The sequence below is a fragment of the Desulfovibrio desulfuricans genome, assembly GCF_024460775.1.
In the GTDB taxonomy this organism is placed as follows: Bacteria; Desulfobacterota; Desulfovibrionia; order Desulfovibrionales; family Desulfovibrionaceae; genus Desulfovibrio; species Desulfovibrio desulfuricans_E.
The window spans coordinates 302,375-318,823 of record NZ_JANFYZ010000001.1 but is presented as its reverse complement, the minus strand read 5'-3'; the positions used below and the strand labels follow the sequence as shown (position 1 = coordinate 318,823).

The window sequence follows — 16,449 nt, the reverse complement described above, 5'->3', positions numbered from 1 at the left end:
TGTAATGAAAAAATATCTTTTGCTTACGGTGCTGGTGATGACTCTTGCGGCCATTGGCTGCCGTTTTGGCCAGCCTGTGGGCACCTTTGCCTATGACTTCCCCTCGGCCGAAGCCAGCAAGAATATTTCTGAAAAAAAGATGCACGATGCCATCGTCAAAGCCTGCGCTGATACCGGCTGGCGCGTTTCTGAACCTTCCTCCAACACGATTGAAGCCACAATCATGGTGCGCAACAAGCACACTGTGGTGGTCTCCATCCCCTATACGGCCTCGCATTACAGCATCAACTACAAGGCCAGCACCAATATGGAATACAAGGCCAAGAGCGACGGCAGCGCTGTTATCCACCCCAATTACAACAAGTGGGTAGGCATTCTTGACCAGAACATCCGCCGGAATGTGGCGAGCAGTGAATACTGATTCGCAGCAGTCTCTTACGGCCATTGTGCCGCACCGTGCCCCCATGCTTCTTCTGAGCGGACTTGAAAGCTTTAGCTCGGAAGAAGCGCGGGCAACGGCGGCAGTGCGGGATGGTAATCCCTTTCTGCGGCCTGACGGCAAGCTTGAGCGCGTGGCCTATGCGGAGATTATGGCCCAGTGTTTTGCCGCCGGGGCCGGGGCCAGCCTGCTTGCAGCCGGTGGCGTCTGCGCGGGCTGGGGCTACCTTGCCGCCTTGCGCGATGTAACTGTGCATGCCGATGCGCATGTGGGGCAGTGCCTGGAGGTTCTAGTGCGCGTCTCAGCCAGACTTGGCGAAATTGCGGTTGTTGACGGCGAGGTGCATGCAGAGGGACAGCTGCTGGCCACCGGGCAGTTCAAGATATTTATGCCGGAGGAAACGGCCTGATGCGTTCATCTGCGGGCATGCTGCTTTTGGCTGGGTTTATTATGGCTTTTACCGCGCTGCCTACCTCTGCGGTTGCGCAGGGGCAGCCGTTTGCAAGCGCCGAGGCTCTGCTGGATGCTGCCGCAAAGCAAAGTGCTGGCATTGCCAGCCTGAGCGCTGATTTTGTGCAGGAAAAATCCATGACCGTTTTGGCCCGCCCCATGACCTCGCAAGGCTATTTTTGCCTGCGCCGGGGCGTCCAAGCGTCCAGTGTTCAGGAGCGCGCAACCAGCAAGGATGCCAATGGTTTTCAACCAGCCGACAGCCTGCTTTGGGCGTATACCCGTCCTCTTGCCTCTGGCTTTGTCTACAAAAATGGGAAGGGCGCATTGTGGGAAGGATCGCCGGAAGCAACGCGCCCTGCCAATGAACGGGAATCCAGTGTTATTACAGCCATTATCCGCAATATTCTGGACTGGATCAGCATAGACCCGGCGGCTCTGCGCGCCACCTACAGGCTTGAGCGCCCGCAGGCCGACAAACCCATGCTGCAACTGTATCCCCTCCGGCAGTCTTTTTTTGCAAAGCTTGAAGTAACCTTTGCCGAGGACCTCAAGAGTGTACGCCAGTTGACCTTTACGGAACGTAATGGCGACACGGTGCGCATTATCTTTAAGCAAACACGGGTCAACGAGGCCTTGCCAGCACCCTGCGCCGTGCTTGAGGCAGCGGGGAGCGATGGTCAGTAGGCCTATGGGCAAGCCTTTCATTGTCAGGCTCCATTGCTGGTTACGCTCACACAAGATTCTGGGATTCAGCCTGGTTCTCTTGTGCTGGGCGGTTTTTGCCTTGTTGGCCGCCCGGATGCAGCCAGATTCCAGCAGTATGGCCTTTTTCCCTGACGATGCGCCGCAAGTGCGCCGCATGGCCAAAGCTCTGGATGTTTCCCCGGCTTCTGGCCTGCTGTTTATTGATCTTTCCACAGAGCGTCATGGCGGAAAGTATGCGCTTGCAGGCGCTGCCGATGCCATCGTGGGCGATCTGCCGCCGGATATGGCCGAAAGGGTGGGGGCCGTGGGCACGCCCGATGCCCAGGCGCTCATGGCCCTGCTGCCGTATTTTATGGATGATGCCACGTTGGCCCAACTGCAACAGGCAACAGATGCCTCGCAGATTGATGCCGCCGTGCGCTCGGCTCACAACAATCTGAACAGCCTTCTTGCCGCTGGCCCGGCGCAGGACTGGCTGCGGGCCGACCCACTGAGCTTGCGCCGATTTGTGCTTTCACGCCTGCCAGCAGAGCATGCCGGGGCCATGCCTGACCCTGTGCTGGGTTATCCTGTGAGCGCGGACGGCAAACATCTGTTGCTGGTGCTGCGACCAGCCCATTCCCTGCACGATGTCAGCGCCGCCGCTCGGTTGATGGACACCATCCATGCCGCCATGCAGAAACACCTCGCGCCGGACATGCAGGGCCTTGTGGTGGGCGGGCACAGGCACAGCGCCGTCAACGCGCAGGTTATCCAGCGCGATGTGACCAATATCGTCTTTTTTTCCATGCTGGGGTTTGTGCTGGTGTACGCCTTGCTCGTGCGCTCGCGCGGCGCGCTGTGGCTTATGCTGGTGCCTGCGTTTGCCGCCAGCTTCGCCCTGGGCGGCATGACCCTGCTCACGCCAGCACTCTCCGGGCTGGCCCTGGGTTTTGGAGCGTCCGTACTTGGCGTGGCGGAAGACTACGCCGTGCATATGCATTTTGCCCTGCGCAGCGGCGACTCAACAGAGAACGTGCTGGAACATATTACGCCGCCTTTGTTTCAGGGGTATCTGGTCAATGCTTCCGGCTTTGCCGTATTGCTGCTTTCAGGCATTCCGGCTGTGCGCCAGTTGGCCCTGTTTGCCCTGCTGACATTGAGCGTAGGCTTTGCGCTGGCCGTTGTTGTGCTCCCCATATGCCCCTGGTTCAATACGCCGCCCCTGCCTGTGCGTAAGGAAAATGCAGCGCCGCGTCAGCCTGTGCCTCTGCGTGTCTTTGCGAGTGTTTTTGGATTGTTGCTGCTGTGCTACGCCTTGTTTTCCATTGTGCGCGTGGATGTTTCGCCCCGCACAATGGGGGCGGATATGGCGCAATTGCAGCAAGACGGCGAGAAGCTCAAGGACATCTGGGGATCGCGCGACAGTAACATCCTCGTGGTTGAAGGCCCGACAACGGACGCGGCCCTTGCCAATGGCCGTGCTGTAGTGCAGGCCCTGCGCGTTCTGGAACCTGAAAACAAGATCGGCACCCTTACCGATGTGTGGCCTTCGCCAGAGCAGGCGCAGGCCAACGTGCAACGGTGGGGAGCCTTTGCAAAGGCGGAAGGGCCGCGTGTTCAGGCGCTTTTGTCCTCTGTCGCGCAGCGTTACGGATTCACCGCTGAAGCCTTTGCCCCCTTTGCGCAGTTGCTTGAACGCCCGGTGGCGCAATTTGATCCGTCAGTGCTGCGCGCCGCAGGCCTGGGTGAAATGGTAGATGTCTTTTTGCATGCGCCGCAAGCTGATGACCACACGGCTAGGCTTTTGCTCTTTACCGGCAAAAAGGCGGATGTGAGCCGTCTGGAGCCTGCCCTCGCCGCGCAGACAATGGCGCTGGCCCCGGGTGAGCTTGAAACAACGCTGTTGCAGCAGCTTGGTATGGAAAAACGGCTTGTGCCCCTGGCCTGGATGGCCTGTCTGGCGCTTCTGTTTTTATACTTTCGCGATGCGCGGCGAACCTTGCTTGCATCTTTGCCACCGTTGTGTTCCGTTGCATGTATACTTGCGTGGATGTCCATTACCAGCCACCCGCTAACATTGGCGGGCATGGCGGCAATGCCGCTGGTGCTGGGCCTTGCGGCAGACCACGGCATTGTGGTCACGCATGATCTTGTCAGCGGGGTGAAGATGGGCGTGGAGCGGGCAGTTGTTGTGTCTTCGCTCACCACGTTCACGGGCATGGGGCTGTTGGCCCTTGCGCAACATCCAGCCCTTAAAGCTATGGGTGAAGTTATTTTCTGGGGATTGATTGTGGAGGTTCCTGTGGCCTTGTGGCTTTTGCCCAGACTCTGCCGGACGCAAGGAAAACAGGCATGAAGGCCCTGCGCTACATAGGCTTGCTGCTGATTGTGGGTTTGCTTGCAGCTTGCGGCGCGCAAAAGCGTACGGTGCAGTTGCCGCCGATTCAGGCAAGCCAGCAGAGCGGTTCGCTGGTGGCGCAGTTTGGCGCGCGGCTGACCCTTGCCGGGCAAAGCGCGCCTGTGCAGGGCGAAGTGCAAATGACTGAATCCGGCGGGAGTCTGGCGCTTATTCTGCCACATGGCAGAACTCTGGGCGTCTGCACGTACAGCCCGGATGTTGCGCCAGACAGTGAGCCAAAGGGTGCAACAGGTGCGCAGTCTGTAAAAATGCAATGCACCCCGGCGGAAGGTATGGGCAGGGAGGCCGCCATCCTGCTTGTTCGCGCTGGTGTGGCCGTATACAGAATATTGCCTGCTCTCGGTCAGGATACGGCGCTGACGAACCTTGAGGGCAAAGGCTGGAAGGCTCGGTTTAATCCATCAGCGGATGGATTGAATGGCGTGTACAGTGAGCAGGACGGAATGACCATGGATATGTACTTTGTGGAGATTTCGCATTTATGAGCGTGATGCGTCGTGCCGTCTTGCATGCGGCCAGCCAGTTGGAACATCTGCCCGAGCAGGGCGCGTGGCGGCAGAGCTTTTGTTTTGCGGCGGACAGTGCGGTGTTTGCCGGGCATTTCCCGGGGCATCCAGTGTTGCCCGCTGTGGTTCAGGTGCTCATGGCTCAGGTTGCACTTGAAGCAATAGGGCAATCCGTTGATCTGGCATGTGTGCCGCAGGCCAAATTTCTTGCGCCGCTTGGGCCGGATGTGGATATTTTGCTGACCCTGAGCAAGGGGCGGCGTGAGGGGCGCTGGGAATGCACCCTGCACAGCGGCGAAACGCTGGCAGCCCGCATACAGGTGGAGGTGGCAGCGCTATGAGCCTGCACCGCGCTTCACGCCCCCGCCGCCGTAGCGCGCCGGAGGTGCCTTCTCTCTGCGTCAGCGTCCAGCGCACGGTGCGCTTTGAAGAGGTGGATGCCGTGCGCTTTATGTGGCACGGCCGCTATGCCAGCTGGCTTGAGGATGGCCGGGAGGCCATGGGCCGTGCCTATGGCATCAGCTATCTGGATTTTCGTGATAATGGCGTTGTGGTGCCGCTCAAGCTCTTTCATCTGGATTTTCACCATCCGCTGCTCTACGGCCAGACATACACCATCCACGCCGAGCTGTTCTGGAATGAGGCCGCAGTGCTGGATTTTGAATACCGCATTGAAGACGCGGAAGGCATTGTGACCACCACCGCCAGCACAACCCAGCTCATGCTTGATCTGAACGGCAACCTTCTCATGGAGCCGCCAGCCTTTTACCGCGAATTCTGCGCACAGTGGTGTCAGGGCAAGGTCGCATGCCGCCAGTAATCGCCGTGGTCATTCCGGTGTACAACCACCGTGAAAGCCTGCGCGATGTGGTGCAGCGGGCCCTGAACCAGTGCCGCACGGTCATTGTGGTGGACGACGGCTCCACAGACGGCAGTGCTGACAGTCTGGAGGGCCTGCCCATCACGCTTGTGCGCCTGCCCCGCAATGGCGGCAAGGGTGCGGCCCTGTTGTCTGGCGCGGCAGAGGCCGCCCGGCTTGGCGCAACGCACATGATAACGCTGGATGCCGATGGGCAGCACTACCCGGAGGATATCCCCCTTTTTTTGCAGGCCATTGCGCAGCACCCCGGCGCAATTATTGTGGGCTGCCGCGATTTCAACGTGCCGCACGTGCCGGGCTCATCCCGTTTTGGCAGGGCGTTTTCCGCCTTCTGGATGCGCGTGCAGACAGGGGAGCGGGTGCGCGACATGCAGAGCGGCTTCCGCGCCTATCCCTTGCGCGTGCTGGATTGCCTGAAATTCACGGAGCCGGGCTACGCCTTTGAGATTGAAGTGCTGGTGCGCGCCGCATGGGCCGGATTTGACGTGCGCGAAATTGACATTCGGGTGTATTATCCGCCGAGGGAAGAGCGCATTTCTCACTTCAAGGCGCTCAAGGACAATGTGCGCATTTCTCTGCTGAACACGCGGCTGACCATTCGCGCTCTTGTGCCTGTGCCCTTTCGCCAACACAGCGTAGACGGACAGGGCAGCATATCCTTGCTGCGCCCTATGGATTCCCTGCGCCGCCTGCTTGCGGACAGGGCCACGCCGTGGCAGCTGGGGCGCTCGGCGGCGGTTGCCATAGCTGTTTCCACACTGCCCTTGCCGGGTTTGCAGAGCATTCTGCTGTTGTTGTGCATCGGCTGGTTGCGGCTCAACAGGCTTTGCGCGCTGGCAATGATCCCGCTCACGTGGCCCCCATTTGTGCCGGGCCTTGGGGTTTTGCTTGGTTACAGGCTGCGCAAAGGTAGCTGGCTGACGGAATTTTCTGTGCAGACCCTCGGCTATGAAGCTCCCCAGCGCATACTCGACTGGTTTGCGGGCGCGCTTGTTCTTGCCCCTTTGCTTGGTCTGCTGGCAGGGGCCATAGTGGGTGCGCTGGCCTACCTTGCGGCGCGCGGCATGGTGTCCATTCCGCAAGGGGGCGGCAAAGGGAGCGGCCTTGCAGACTAAACGCCCCATAACAGCCGTACTTGGCTCCCGGCTTCAGTACGGTTTTTTTGAGGTTCTGGTGCGCTGCCGGATGCTCTTTGCAGCGCGAGTGGTGCTGGCCTTTGTTGTGTTGTATTATGCCATGCTGCCTCATGTGCGTCAGCGTTGTGCGGCCTATATTGGCCGCCGTTTCCCCCGCGCTGGGGCCTTGGGCAGGTTTGTGCATGCCTACCGCCTGTATCTGAATTTCGGGCAGGTATTGCTGGACAGGATGATTGCCGGAGTGACCGGGCGATTTCCTTTCTGCGAAACGGACCAGCAGGTGCGGCAGCGATTTGCCGAGGCAGGGGCCAACCCGCATGGCTGCATTGTGCTGACAGCCCACATTGGCGCTTGGCAGGTGGGCATTGCGGGGCTTGAGCAGTTTGACCGCCCGGTGAACGTGGTGCAGTTGCACAATCCCGAGGATCAGGGCAAACACTACTTCCAGCACGGCAGGGGCAGGCCGTTCAAGATCATTGATTCGGCGGACCCTGTGGGTTCCATGGTCGAGGCCGCCGCAGCGCTACGGCGCGGCGAAGTTGTCTGCCTGATGGGCGACCGGATGCACGGTACGCGTCAGGCGGGGCAGGGCGTTGATGTAGCCTTCATGGGGGGGAGCATCCGCATTCCTGCCAGCGCCTATGCGCTTACCTCCATCACGGGGGCGGAACTGCTCATGCTCTTCACCGTGCGCGAAAAAGGCATCACCAGAGTTTTTATGGCTGAGCGGCTGGCGGTTCCCGCTGGTTTGCCGCGCCGCGATGTTTCTGTTTTTCAGCCGTATGCGCAACAGTTTGCCGCAGCTCTGGAGACTGTTGTGGAACGGCACCCGTACCAGTTCTTTAATTTTTACGATATGTGGTCGCAATGATGACAAAAAACGAAATGGAATCCGCCCTGAAAGCGGCGATTATTGATGGTCTGCGCCTCGAAGACGTTACCGTGGAAGACATTGATTCCTCGGCCCCGCTATTTGGAGATTCCGGCCTGATGCTGGATTCGCTGGACGCGGTGGAGCTTGTGGTCGTGGTTGAAAAGCATTTTGGCGTAGCCATTGCTGATGCCGAGGAAGCCCGCAAGGCCTTTACCTCAGTGAGCGGCCTTGCAGACTTTATCTGCGCCCGTAAAGCGCAGGCGTGAGAAAAGCAATGCAGCACGGTTCAGGCGTTGTTGTAACAGGCATGGCCTGCCTGTGCGCGGCTGGCGATAGCCCGGCTGCGGTTCTGGATGGCCTGCAAAGCGGGCGGGGCGGGCTTGTTGCGGCTAGCGTGCTGGACAGCCGGGCCTTGCCATATCCGTTTTTCGGGCTTGCTGAAAAGCACTTTCCCGGCGGGCGCAAGCATTCCGCGCAGGATACCCTCACGCTCGCAAGGGCCGTGTGCCATAGCGCGCTGGCCGAAGCCGCACTGCCTCAACATCTGTTGCTTGAGGCGGGCATTGTGCTTGGCACAACCGCCGGGAGCGCATCGCATTTTCTGGAGTCTTACGCCGCCAGCCGTGGAACCACGCCAGAGCAGGTTGCGGAATCAGCATCGCCTACTTGCTCCTGCGCGTTGGGGGCCGACCGCGACGACTACTTCAGCGCCAATCTTGCGCTGGAGATGGACGTGGAGGCCCACGGCCCGCGCCTGACCGTTACCGATGCCTGCACATCGGGTGCGGACGCTATTGGTCTGGCAATGGATCTCATCACCACAGGCCAGTGCCAGTGCGTGCTGTGCGGTGGCGCAGATGCCCTGAGCCTTGTACCGCATACGGGTTTTGCGCGGTTGATGATATATTCCGACCAGCCTTGCCGCCCCTTTGACCGTGACCGCAAAGGCCTGAATCTTGGCGAAGGCGCAGCCGCGCTTGTTTTGGAAAGCGCCGAGCATGCCCGGGCGCGCAATGCCGCAGTGCTCGGACATGTGCTGGGCTACGGCAACGCCTCTGACGCGCACCATTTTACCGCGCCGCATCCGGAAGGGCGGGGGCTTGCATTCGCCATCGGCTCGGCTCTGGAGCAGGCAGGCCTCACAGCGGCGGATATGGCCTTTGTGAACGCGCATGGCACGTCTACCCGCGAGAATGACAAGGTTGAAGGACGGCTTTTGCGCACCCTGCTTCCGGGGGTGCCCGTATGGGCCAGCAAGGGGGGCACGGGGCACACCCTCGGGGCCGCTGGCGCGCTGGAAGCAGTGCTGACGCTCGCGGCCCTGCGCAACGGCACGGTTCCGGCCTCGCCGGGGTTCTTCACCATTGACCCTGAAATAGGTTTTGCGCCCACGCAGAGCGCCCTTGCGGTATCTTCTCCATTTGCGCTTTCAACCTCGCTGGGTTTTGGCGGCGGCAATGCCGCTCTGGTTCTGGGGAGGGTAAAGCCATGAGCAGTGCTGCGCTTTCTGTGGCGGGAACCGGGCTAGTGCACAGCATTGGCGGCAAGGAAGCCCTTGCAGCCATACAGCAAGGGCAAGCGCCTGCCATATCTGCCCCCGATATTTCTTCACTCGCGGCATTGCTGCCGGGCGTGTCGCTGCGCCGCATTCCCCGCTATGCACGTATGGCGCTTCTGGCCTGCGTGCAGGCTCTGGATGCGGCGGGCTGGCGGCAAAAAGAAGTGCTGCACCGTACAGCTTTTGTTTTTGGCACTGCCTACAGCAGCTCACAGATGAGCATGGATTTTATGGATTCAATTCTGGATAACGGGCCGCATCTTTCTTCGCCAACGGCCTTTTCGCATGCCGTTAACAATATGGGTGCAGGCCTGCTCAGCCTGCTGCTTGGCATTGAGGGGCCGTGTTTTACCATTTCGCAGTTTGAGCTTTCTTTTGCCGGTGCTGTGAGCACTGCGGCAGCCCTGCTGGGTGCGGGCCGGGCCGAGAGGGTGCTGCTGTGTGCGGTGGACGAAACAGACAGCCGTTTTTCCCGCTGCTGCCCGGAATATCTAAGCAGCGAGCACCCCCAGACGGAGGGAGCCGTTGCCCTGTGTCTGGTCAGGCAAGCTGCGGGTGCGCCCTCACTGCGAGTGTGGTGGGGACAACAAACGGAGGCGGACGGCCCTGTCTTTGCCTCGGGTGCTGCTTCCGGGCCGGGCTGGGTAACTCATGAACATCTGTATGGTCATGGGCCGCTGGCCCACGCACTGGACGTGATGCTGACCCTGAACATGCCTCAGACGGACAGGGCCGAAGCTGTTAACTGCGTCTGCGCTGCTGCTGCAAGCGGCAGACAGGCATTAATCGAAGTGCGGGGTGCGTAATGGAGTCCTGGCCGCTTGAGCGGATTGCAATTCTTGATTTCAGGGCTGTTACGGCGATTGTGCAATCCGTGGCGCAGGCAGAATTGAGCCAGCGCAACCCGCTGAGCTTTGAGGCGCGCGCGCCGCACGAGTTTGCATCCATGCGCTGGGAATCGCTTGGGCTTGATGCAACTGCGCTGGAAAATATGGCGCAGCGCTGCAATGCCATGTTTCACACCACTGCGACAGCGCCCGAAGTTGGCGGGCTGTGCGGCGATTTTTCGCAACAGGTTTTGCAGCAGTGGGAAAACAGCGACCGCTCGCTCACATTTTTTACTTCCGGCTCAACAGGCAAGCCCAAGCCCTGCACGCATAAGGAAAGCCATATCCGGCAGGAAGTGACCAGTCTGGCCCCCATTGTCGCGGACAGAACCTCGGCGCTGATCACCGTCCCCATGCATCACATGTACGGCTTTACGTTTGGCTTGCTGCTGCCCCTGAGCCTCGGGGTGCCCATCCGTAGCGTGCCGCCCCTGCCAACAATGGTTGAGGCGCAGATGCGCCCCGGCGACCTTGTTATCAGCATTCCGCTGTTGCTGTCGCGCCTTGTGGATATGCGGGGATGGCAGGCCTCCGGCTCAGAGGCGGGGCAGGGGATTACCCTGCTGACCGGTACATCGCCCACGCCGCCCGAGGTGATGTACGCGCTGGAGCGGCAGGGTTTTCGCGTAATGGAATTTTTTGGCTCGTCAGAGATGGGTGTGGTTTGCGGCCGCTTTGAGCCGGAAGCCGATTATGAACTGCTGCCTCATGTGGCGCGGGGAGAAGGGGAGCACGGCAACGCGCTGGTGCGCTGCCTGCCGGATGGCGTGGTGCAGCACTACCCGCTGATGGATAACGTAACCTGGACTGGCCAGCGGCACTTGCGACCGGGCGCGCGCATCGACAAAGCCGTGCAGGTGGGCGGCATCAATGTGTTTCCCCAGTATGTGGCCTCGGTCATCGAGCGCCACGAAGGGGTAAATCAGTGCCTAGTGCGGCTGATGCGTCAGGACGAGGGATACAGACTCAAAGCCTTTGTGGTGCCGCATCCGGGTTATGACGCGTCGGCCCTGCACAAGGAGCTGATACTGCATGCCCGCCGTGAACTGAGCGATGTGCAACGCCCCGGAGCTTATACCTTTGGCCCGGATATCCCCCGAGGGCCGCTAGGTAAGCCGATGGATTGGTAACAATAATGAGTAAAATACAGTCATCATAATAAACAGATAGCCAGCCATGATTGAACGGACTTTTCAAGATATTCCTGATGGGAAAATTGAAGATGCTGACCAGCATGAATTTCTGGTCAGTCTTGGCTGGTCTATAGGGACTTCTTGGGGGGAACTATTACAGTCAAAGCGTATATTGATAGTTTCTGAAGCAGGCGCGGGTAAAACTTATGAATGCAAAGTCCAGTCTCAGCGCCTGAGCAATGCCGGTGCACCAGCTTTTTTTGTTGAACTTTCATCATTGGCATCAGCGAATCTTAGAGATTTATTTGATTCTGAGGAGGAAGCTCGTCTTGACGGTTGGCTTGCTTCGCCAGATGAAGAAGCCACTTTTTTTCTCGATTCAGTTGATGAGCTTAAGCTTACACAGCATTCGTTTGAGCTGGCGCTTAAGCGTTTCAAGAAAGAGATAAAAGATCAGCTCCATAGGGCGAGAATTGTCATAACAACCCGTCCAATCCCTTTTGACGAAAGCTTAATTCGAACATTGCTGCCAATCCCTCCTGCACAGCCGAAAGGTACGAAAGAAGAGCGTTTTGCGGAGATCATGACGCGTGAGCGTCTTCAACAGCACGACGCCGATGATGCAAACGAACCCCTGGGGTGGCGTTTGGTCGCCTTAATGCCCCTTTCCGATGAACAAATTAAAGAATTTGCCTCACAACAGCGAGTGGAAAAGCCTGACCTGTTGTTGAAAGCCTTGCTGCGCCGCAAAGCGCAATCTTTTGCGCGCCGCCCACAAGACCTCATTGAACTTTGCGCCGACTGGCGGGAAAACCAACTACACGTCCGAACACATCGTGATCAAGTCAAAACAAATATCCGTGTGAAGCTTGAGGCGCGCGTTGATAGACGTGAAGCCTGTGAATTGTCGTCAAATAAAGCGTGGGAAGGTGCAAGCAGGCTGGCACTTGCAATGCAGGTCATGCGCCTTTTTACAATTCGGCACAGTGCTGCCTCAGACATCACTAGGGGCGATGCAGCCCTGAATCCGTTACGTATATTGTCTGATTGGCAGCCAAATGAAGTGAAAACGCTGCTTGAGCGGCCGCTCTTTGGTTTTGCTTCTTATGGCCGGGTACGGTTTCACCACCGTTCCGTGATGGAATTTCTTGCTGCCGAGCGTCTTACGTACCTTCGCGAGCAAAGAATGCCTCTGAAAGCTTTAAGGCGACTTATTTTTGCTGAAACAAAAGACAAAATAATAGTTCGACCCTCCAAACGCCCTGTTGCAGCGTGGCTGGCGTTGAATATCCCCAGCATATTTGAGTTGCTGCGAGATAATGAGCCGGAAGTTCTTTTAAATGAAGGCGACCCGGAAGCACTCAGCCTGGCTCAGCGAAAGGAGATTCTGCGAGCCTTTGCCAAGAGATACTGTTCCAGTGGTTGGCGAGGAATGGATGTGCCGTCCATTCAGGTTGAGCGCTTTGCTTCAGCTGATCTTGCAGATGAAATCCGTAAGATATGGCTCGAAGGGGTGGAAAATCCTGAAGTTAGAATATTTCTCCTGGGTCTTATTGGTGGTGGTGGCATCACCTCCTCTGCTGCTGATGTTTATGATCTTTTGAATAGTACAAATTCTTCTGCAAGCGATAAAATAATAGCTCTCCGAACACTCGCCGTCCTTAATGACAAAAGTCTGTACGAGGTTTCTGCACATATCGCAGAGGGTGACACTTATGGGTCAAAGCGCTTTGTCAGCCGGGCTGTTGCAGTTCTTTTTCCTCAATTTATGTCTGCGGACCAGCTTTGTAAGATACTTAGGTGGATAGAATCCAAAGAGAACACCCTATGGGAGGGTAGCAGGTATATCACCAGCATTATAACATCGTCTGAGTCTGAGATTGATTATGATGTTCTGGTCGTACTGAGGGAAAGTTTTGTAGCATTGCTATCCGAGGGGCTTCGTTGGCAACACGAGTGGCCGCATATCACAAGTGATTTTCCTCAGTATTGTGGTATCTTGGCTGCTATATGTTTACAAGGCCTTAAGCAAGACGTGAATAAGTCCTGGTGTCAGGCCAGTGTGCTTGCTTTATGTCTATTTAATAGACATTTTTTTGGAATTAGTGAATCCATTCAGAATCTGCGTGAATATTTATTTGACTTATCCGCAACAGATAATTGTTTTTTATTTTGGTGTGCGGATGCATTTGTTCAATCTCTACATTTTAATAGTGATTTTTTTAGACGTTTTTTTGCAGCATCCGGAAAATATAGTCTTGTGTCACTTAGATTTGATAGGGATTATGAATGGATCAATAATTCATTGGCTAATAAAAATCGCACTGTAGATGATCGTGCAATGCTTTTGGAAGCTGTCCTTCACATTACTCCAGTTCATGAGATTGTTGGTGAACGCCGAAAAAAAATTGAATCTCTTGTTGAAGACAACCCATTACTACTCAAAATTTTTAATACTAGAGTAAAAGTACAAATAAAAAATAAAAAAACCAGTTTGCGATTCAGTAGAAAGGAAAATAGCCGCGAAGATCAGAAAAATCGGGCTGACGCCAAAAGACGTGCTGCCTGGATAGAATTTTGGCGCAGTGTTACCAATAAACCTGACTGTGAATTTTCAAGTGAGAAATCATTCGCCACGGCATGGAATTTATGGAATTTTATGCGCAGAATGTCGGATGATAATACCTTGTCTGTTTGGAATCGTAGCGCGATTGAGGACTTTTTTGATAGAGCCACCGCAGATAGACTTCAATCTGTTTTAACTACCATATGGCGCACCGAAAGCCCCACATTGCCGTACGAGCGGCCTGTTGGTAGCCATAATTCTTATTCTGAACGCTGGGAACTCGGCTTAGCTGCAATTAGCGCCGAAGCTGAAGATTCAGAGTGGGCAAAGAAGCTCACTGAAGAAGAAGCCCTAAAAGCTGCGCGTCACGCGCTTCTTGAACTGAACGGACTCCCGCAATGGATTGGCACACTTGTAGATGCTCATCCCTCTGCTGCGGAGATTCTTTGGAAAGAAGTATCGTGGGAACTGGAGCAAACTCCTGAGGTGGGTAGCAATTCTTGGCTGCTCCAGCAGCTTGGAGATGCTCCAGAAAATGTGGCGAAATTATTTCTTCCACGCCTGTTAACATGGTTGGAATCTGGTTCAGCTTGCCATGACGATATCATTGCTACCGTCATGGCATATAGACTTCGCCATGCCACACGCCCAATAATAAAATACGGTGATATTGCGACAAAGGCAAAGCTTGCACAGATAGCTCAGGAACGTCTTGCTTGTTTTCTTTCTGCGGAATTGCGCGATGTGTGGCTCTCCACATTGTTGCAAATTGACCCAGAACGTGGGGTAGTGGCATTTGAGAATTTTGCAAGCACGGTGGAGCCTTCTGCTCGCTCAGAAGTGGTGTCCTGTTTTTCTAGGTTCTTCGGAAACCGTGATAGTGCTGTGAGTCTGCATAACAAGTTATTTACGCCACGGTTATTGCTTCGGCTGCTCCGTCTCGCCTACCAGCATGTTCGGGTTGAAGATGATGTACACCGCGAAGGCGTTTTTTCCCCAGATGCTCGCGATGATGCCCAGATGGCGCGTCATAATATTTCTAACGCATTATTCCGCATAAAAGGTGACGAAGGCTTTAGTGCTCAGCTTGAAATGGCGGCAGATCCACTTTGCGGGCATTTAAAAGACAGACTTATTGCAATGGCTGATGAAAACTGGGCTCAAGAAATTGACGCGCATGCGTATGATGAGCAGCAGGCCATTGCGCTCGATAAAAGTTGCGAAGCCCCCGCTGCCAGTAATGAAGCAATGTTTGGCATCTTAAAAGACAGATTGTCTGATCTGGATGATTTTTTGCTGCGTGACACGTCTTCTCGTGAGTTATGGGCAGGAATTGATAAAGAGTGGATACTGAGGCGCGCAATAGCGCGGGAGCTGGAGATCGCCGCCAATTCTCTTTATACAGTGGATCAGGAAGCAGTGACCGCAGATGAAAAAGAAACAGATATTCGTTTGCGTTCCGTGGTCGGTGGTTATGAGGCTGTGATTGAGCTTAAGTTGGGGAATGAACGTACTGCTAAATATCTGCGTGATACGATTAAGAACCAACTTGTAAAAAAATATCTGGCCGCAGAAAAAAGCAGGGCTGGGGCGTTACTTGTGGCAATTTCCAAAAATCGTCAGTGGGAACATCCTGATGAAGGCAAAAAGATAAATATTGGTGAACTCACTGAACTTTTGCGCAATGAGGCAGAGCGTGTGCAAATTGCCTTGGGAAGCAAGGTGTTTATTATGATTCATCTTCTGGATTTGCGCCCGCGCCTGTCAACTGAGAAGAAAGCCAAAATCAAAGTCTAAATTAGTGTTCAATAGCAAAAAAAGTGGCTTATACGTCTTAGCCAGATCGTATAAGCCACTTTAATTTGTGGGGGTTGGTGGAGGCGGGGGGAGTTGAACCCCCGTCCGAGAACTGTCCACACGAAGCATCTACAGGTTTATGTCAGGTATTAATTTCACCGTGGTGGTAGCCCCTGACCGGGCGCCTCACGGCAATCTCGCCGGTAAACTCCTCGCGGAAAACCCCGGTAAGAGCCAGTTTCCGCCAGCCTGATAAGTGTCGCCATTCAGGGTTATCAGACATGGCCCAGAATGACGTGACCGCCTAGGCGATCGTTGCCTCGCTGTTTTTAGGCAGCGTAAGCGTAGTCGTAATCGTTGTTGGCAATTACTTTTGTTGCCGCTTTTTACGAGGCCAGCGGCGCCTCGACCTGCCGCTAAGGCTTCCACGTCCCCGTCGAAACCAGTGCGCCCCCATTTGGTCAAGCATTACAATAAGTCGCTTGCTCGACTTTGGCAAGCTCTAACGGATGTAGAAATGCGAGAGCGGGCCCTTAAGGCACATATGGTAGTGCCCAAGCAGGGGATTGGCGTCTTCGACCTGATCGATAATATCGTTATGGATCTGGGTTGCCAGTTCTACACCGTGCGAGAGCATGGCCACCTGGGCCATCTGCTTAAAGCTCTTTTGCAAATCCGGCTTGCGCGTGATGATGTCGCACAGCAGGTTGGCATCGTTGTCGTTGCCTTCAACCACCAGCGTTCCCTCGGGCGAAACATACATATGCAGGCGGTCTTCGGGCCGGAGGTGGCGTTCTTCAAGCTGCGTGTTCAGCATGTCCATAAAGGCTTCCTGAAGCGAATCAAGCCGCGCTTCAAGTGCCGTAACAAGCCCTTCGCCATCCTTTGCCAGGCTTCGCAATGCCCTGGCTGATGCTTCGTCCAGGCCCGAAAGCGGTTGCCCCGCAATCTGCCCGTGCCGTGCATGCGAGGCGGCTTCGGGAGCGCCAGTTTGCATATGGAGCATGGCGCTTATGCAATTATTATTTTCGTTAGTCACATGCTCCCCCTGTGGCTATGGTCAAATTTGCCTTTTCGTTATCTGGGGATGGTATTAGCAAGATAAGTGCCAGTT

General features: G+C 55.9%; 15 protein-coding genes and 1 other RNA gene. 14 read left to right on the top strand and 2 right to left on the bottom strand.

Annotation, left to right across the window (positions count from 1 at the left end):
- Window positions 1-4 precede the first annotated feature (4 nt).
- The 14 genes from NE637_RS01255 (at window position 5) to hyoA (ending at window position 15,335) form a co-directional block, all read left to right on the top strand.
- The gene (locus NE637_RS01255) at window positions 5-421 is read left to right on the top strand and encodes a hypothetical protein (protein ID WP_227118366.1); all 417 of its coding nucleotides are present in this window, start codon (window positions 5-7) and stop codon (window positions 419-421) included.
- Complete coding sequence (locus NE637_RS01250) at window positions 411-848, top strand: hotdog family protein (protein WP_227118365.1); 438 nt, start codon at window positions 411-413, stop codon at window positions 846-848. The genes NE637_RS01255 and NE637_RS01250 overlap by 11 nt, the downstream gene beginning before the upstream one ends.
- Complete coding sequence (locus NE637_RS01245) at window positions 848-1,576, top strand: outer membrane lipoprotein carrier protein LolA (RefSeq protein ID WP_227118364.1); 729 nt, start codon at window positions 848-850, stop codon at window positions 1,574-1,576. Before NE637_RS01250 ends, NE637_RS01245 begins: the two co-directional genes overlap by 1 nt.
- A 115-nt stretch (window positions 1,577-1,691) precedes the next feature.
- Entirely contained in the window at window positions 1,692-3,935 is a 2,244-nt protein-coding gene (locus tag NE637_RS01240; RefSeq protein WP_227118363.1) for an MMPL family transporter, read from the top strand.
- Complete coding sequence (locus tag NE637_RS01235) at window positions 3,932-4,483, top strand: hypothetical protein (protein ID WP_227118362.1); 552 nt, start codon at window positions 3,932-3,934, stop codon at window positions 4,481-4,483. The genes NE637_RS01240 and NE637_RS01235 overlap by 4 nt, the downstream gene beginning before the upstream one ends.
- Complete coding sequence (locus NE637_RS01230) at window positions 4,480-4,845, top strand: ApeI family dehydratase (RefSeq protein ID WP_227118361.1); 366 nt, start codon at window positions 4,480-4,482, stop codon at window positions 4,843-4,845. The genes NE637_RS01235 and NE637_RS01230 overlap by 4 nt, the downstream gene beginning before the upstream one ends.
- Window positions 4,842-5,324, top strand: coding sequence for an acyl-CoA thioesterase (locus NE637_RS01225; protein WP_227118360.1), 483 nt, complete (start codon window positions 4,842-4,844; stop codon window positions 5,322-5,324). Before NE637_RS01230 ends, NE637_RS01225 begins: the two co-directional genes overlap by 4 nt.
- Complete coding sequence (locus NE637_RS01220) at window positions 5,312-6,499, top strand: DUF2062 domain-containing protein (RefSeq protein WP_227118359.1); 1,188 nt, start codon at window positions 5,312-5,314, stop codon at window positions 6,497-6,499. Before NE637_RS01225 ends, NE637_RS01220 begins: the two co-directional genes overlap by 13 nt.
- Window positions 6,489-7,391 carry a lysophospholipid acyltransferase family protein gene (locus NE637_RS01215; RefSeq protein ID WP_227118358.1) on the top strand — a complete coding sequence of 301 codons (903 nt, stop codon included), beginning with the start codon at window positions 6,489-6,491 and terminating at the stop codon, window positions 7,389-7,391. The genes NE637_RS01220 and NE637_RS01215 overlap by 11 nt, the downstream gene beginning before the upstream one ends.
- Window positions 7,388-7,660 carry a phosphopantetheine-binding protein gene (locus NE637_RS01210; protein ID WP_371740758.1) on the top strand — a complete coding sequence of 91 codons (273 nt, stop codon included), beginning with the start codon at window positions 7,388-7,390 and terminating at the stop codon, window positions 7,658-7,660. The genes NE637_RS01215 and NE637_RS01210 overlap by 4 nt, the downstream gene beginning before the upstream one ends.
- 8 nt (window positions 7,661-7,668) lie before the next feature.
- Window positions 7,669-8,886 (top strand): beta-ketoacyl-[acyl-carrier-protein] synthase family protein, encoded by a 1,218-nt coding sequence (locus NE637_RS01205; RefSeq protein WP_227118357.1) that lies wholly within the window; start codon window positions 7,669-7,671, stop codon window positions 8,884-8,886.
- Complete coding sequence (locus NE637_RS01200; RefSeq protein ID WP_227118356.1) at window positions 8,883-9,758, top strand: beta-ketoacyl synthase chain length factor; 876 nt, start codon at window positions 8,883-8,885, stop codon at window positions 9,756-9,758. Before NE637_RS01205 ends, NE637_RS01200 begins: the two co-directional genes overlap by 4 nt.
- Complete coding sequence (locus NE637_RS01195) at window positions 9,758-10,969, top strand: AMP-binding protein (RefSeq protein WP_227118355.1); 1,212 nt, start codon at window positions 9,758-9,760, stop codon at window positions 10,967-10,969. Before NE637_RS01200 ends, NE637_RS01195 begins: the two co-directional genes overlap by 1 nt.
- Window positions 10,970-11,015: 46 nt before the next feature.
- The gene (hyoA, locus tag NE637_RS01190; protein ID WP_227118354.1) at window positions 11,016-15,335 is read left to right on the top strand and encodes an NACHT domain-containing antiphage protein HyoA; all 4,320 of its coding nucleotides are present in this window, start codon (window positions 11,016-11,018) and stop codon (window positions 15,333-15,335) included.
- A gap of 75 nt (window positions 15,336-15,410) precedes the next feature.
- Here hyoA and ssrA read toward each other — a convergent pair.
- Window positions 15,411-15,790, bottom strand: a transfer-messenger RNA (tmRNA) gene (gene ssrA / locus NE637_RS01185).
- 47 nt (window positions 15,791-15,837) lie between these two features.
- Window positions 15,838-16,374, bottom strand: coding sequence for a hypothetical protein (locus NE637_RS01180; RefSeq protein ID WP_227118353.1), 537 nt, complete (start codon window positions 16,372-16,374; stop codon window positions 15,838-15,840).
- Window positions 16,375-16,449 lie beyond the last annotated feature (75 nt).

Bases quoted from the DNA above. Each gene is read 5' to 3' on its own strand.
- NE637_RS01255 (WP_227118366.1), top strand. From the start codon at position 5: ATGAAAAAATATCTTTTGCTTACGGTGCTGGTGATGACTCTTGCGGCC.
- NE637_RS01245 (WP_227118364.1), top strand. From the start codon at position 848: ATGCGTTCATCTGCGGGCATGCTGCTTTTGGCTGGGTTTATTATGGCT.
- NE637_RS01240 (WP_227118363.1), top strand. From the start codon at position 1,692: ATGCAGCCAGATTCCAGCAGTATGGCCTTTTTCCCTGACGATGCGCCG.
- NE637_RS01235 (WP_227118362.1), top strand. From the start codon at position 3,932: ATGAAGGCCCTGCGCTACATAGGCTTGCTGCTGATTGTGGGTTTGCTT.
- NE637_RS01230 (WP_227118361.1), top strand. From the start codon at position 4,480: ATGAGCGTGATGCGTCGTGCCGTCTTGCATGCGGCCAGCCAGTTGGAA.
- NE637_RS01225 (WP_227118360.1), top strand. From the start codon at position 4,842: ATGAGCCTGCACCGCGCTTCACGCCCCCGCCGCCGTAGCGCGCCGGAG.
- NE637_RS01220 (WP_227118359.1), top strand. From the start codon at position 5,312: ATGCCGCCAGTAATCGCCGTGGTCATTCCGGTGTACAACCACCGTGAA.
- NE637_RS01210 (WP_371740758.1), top strand. From the start codon at position 7,388: ATGATGACAAAAAACGAAATGGAATCCGCCCTGAAAGCGGCGATTATT.
- NE637_RS01205 (WP_227118357.1), top strand. From the start codon at position 7,669: ATGCAGCACGGTTCAGGCGTTGTTGTAACAGGCATGGCCTGCCTGTGC.
- NE637_RS01200 (WP_227118356.1), top strand. From the start codon at position 8,883: ATGAGCAGTGCTGCGCTTTCTGTGGCGGGAACCGGGCTAGTGCACAGC.
- NE637_RS01195 (WP_227118355.1), top strand. From the start codon at position 9,758: ATGGAGTCCTGGCCGCTTGAGCGGATTGCAATTCTTGATTTCAGGGCT.
- hyoA (WP_227118354.1), top strand. From the start codon at position 11,016: ATGATTGAACGGACTTTTCAAGATATTCCTGATGGGAAAATTGAAGAT.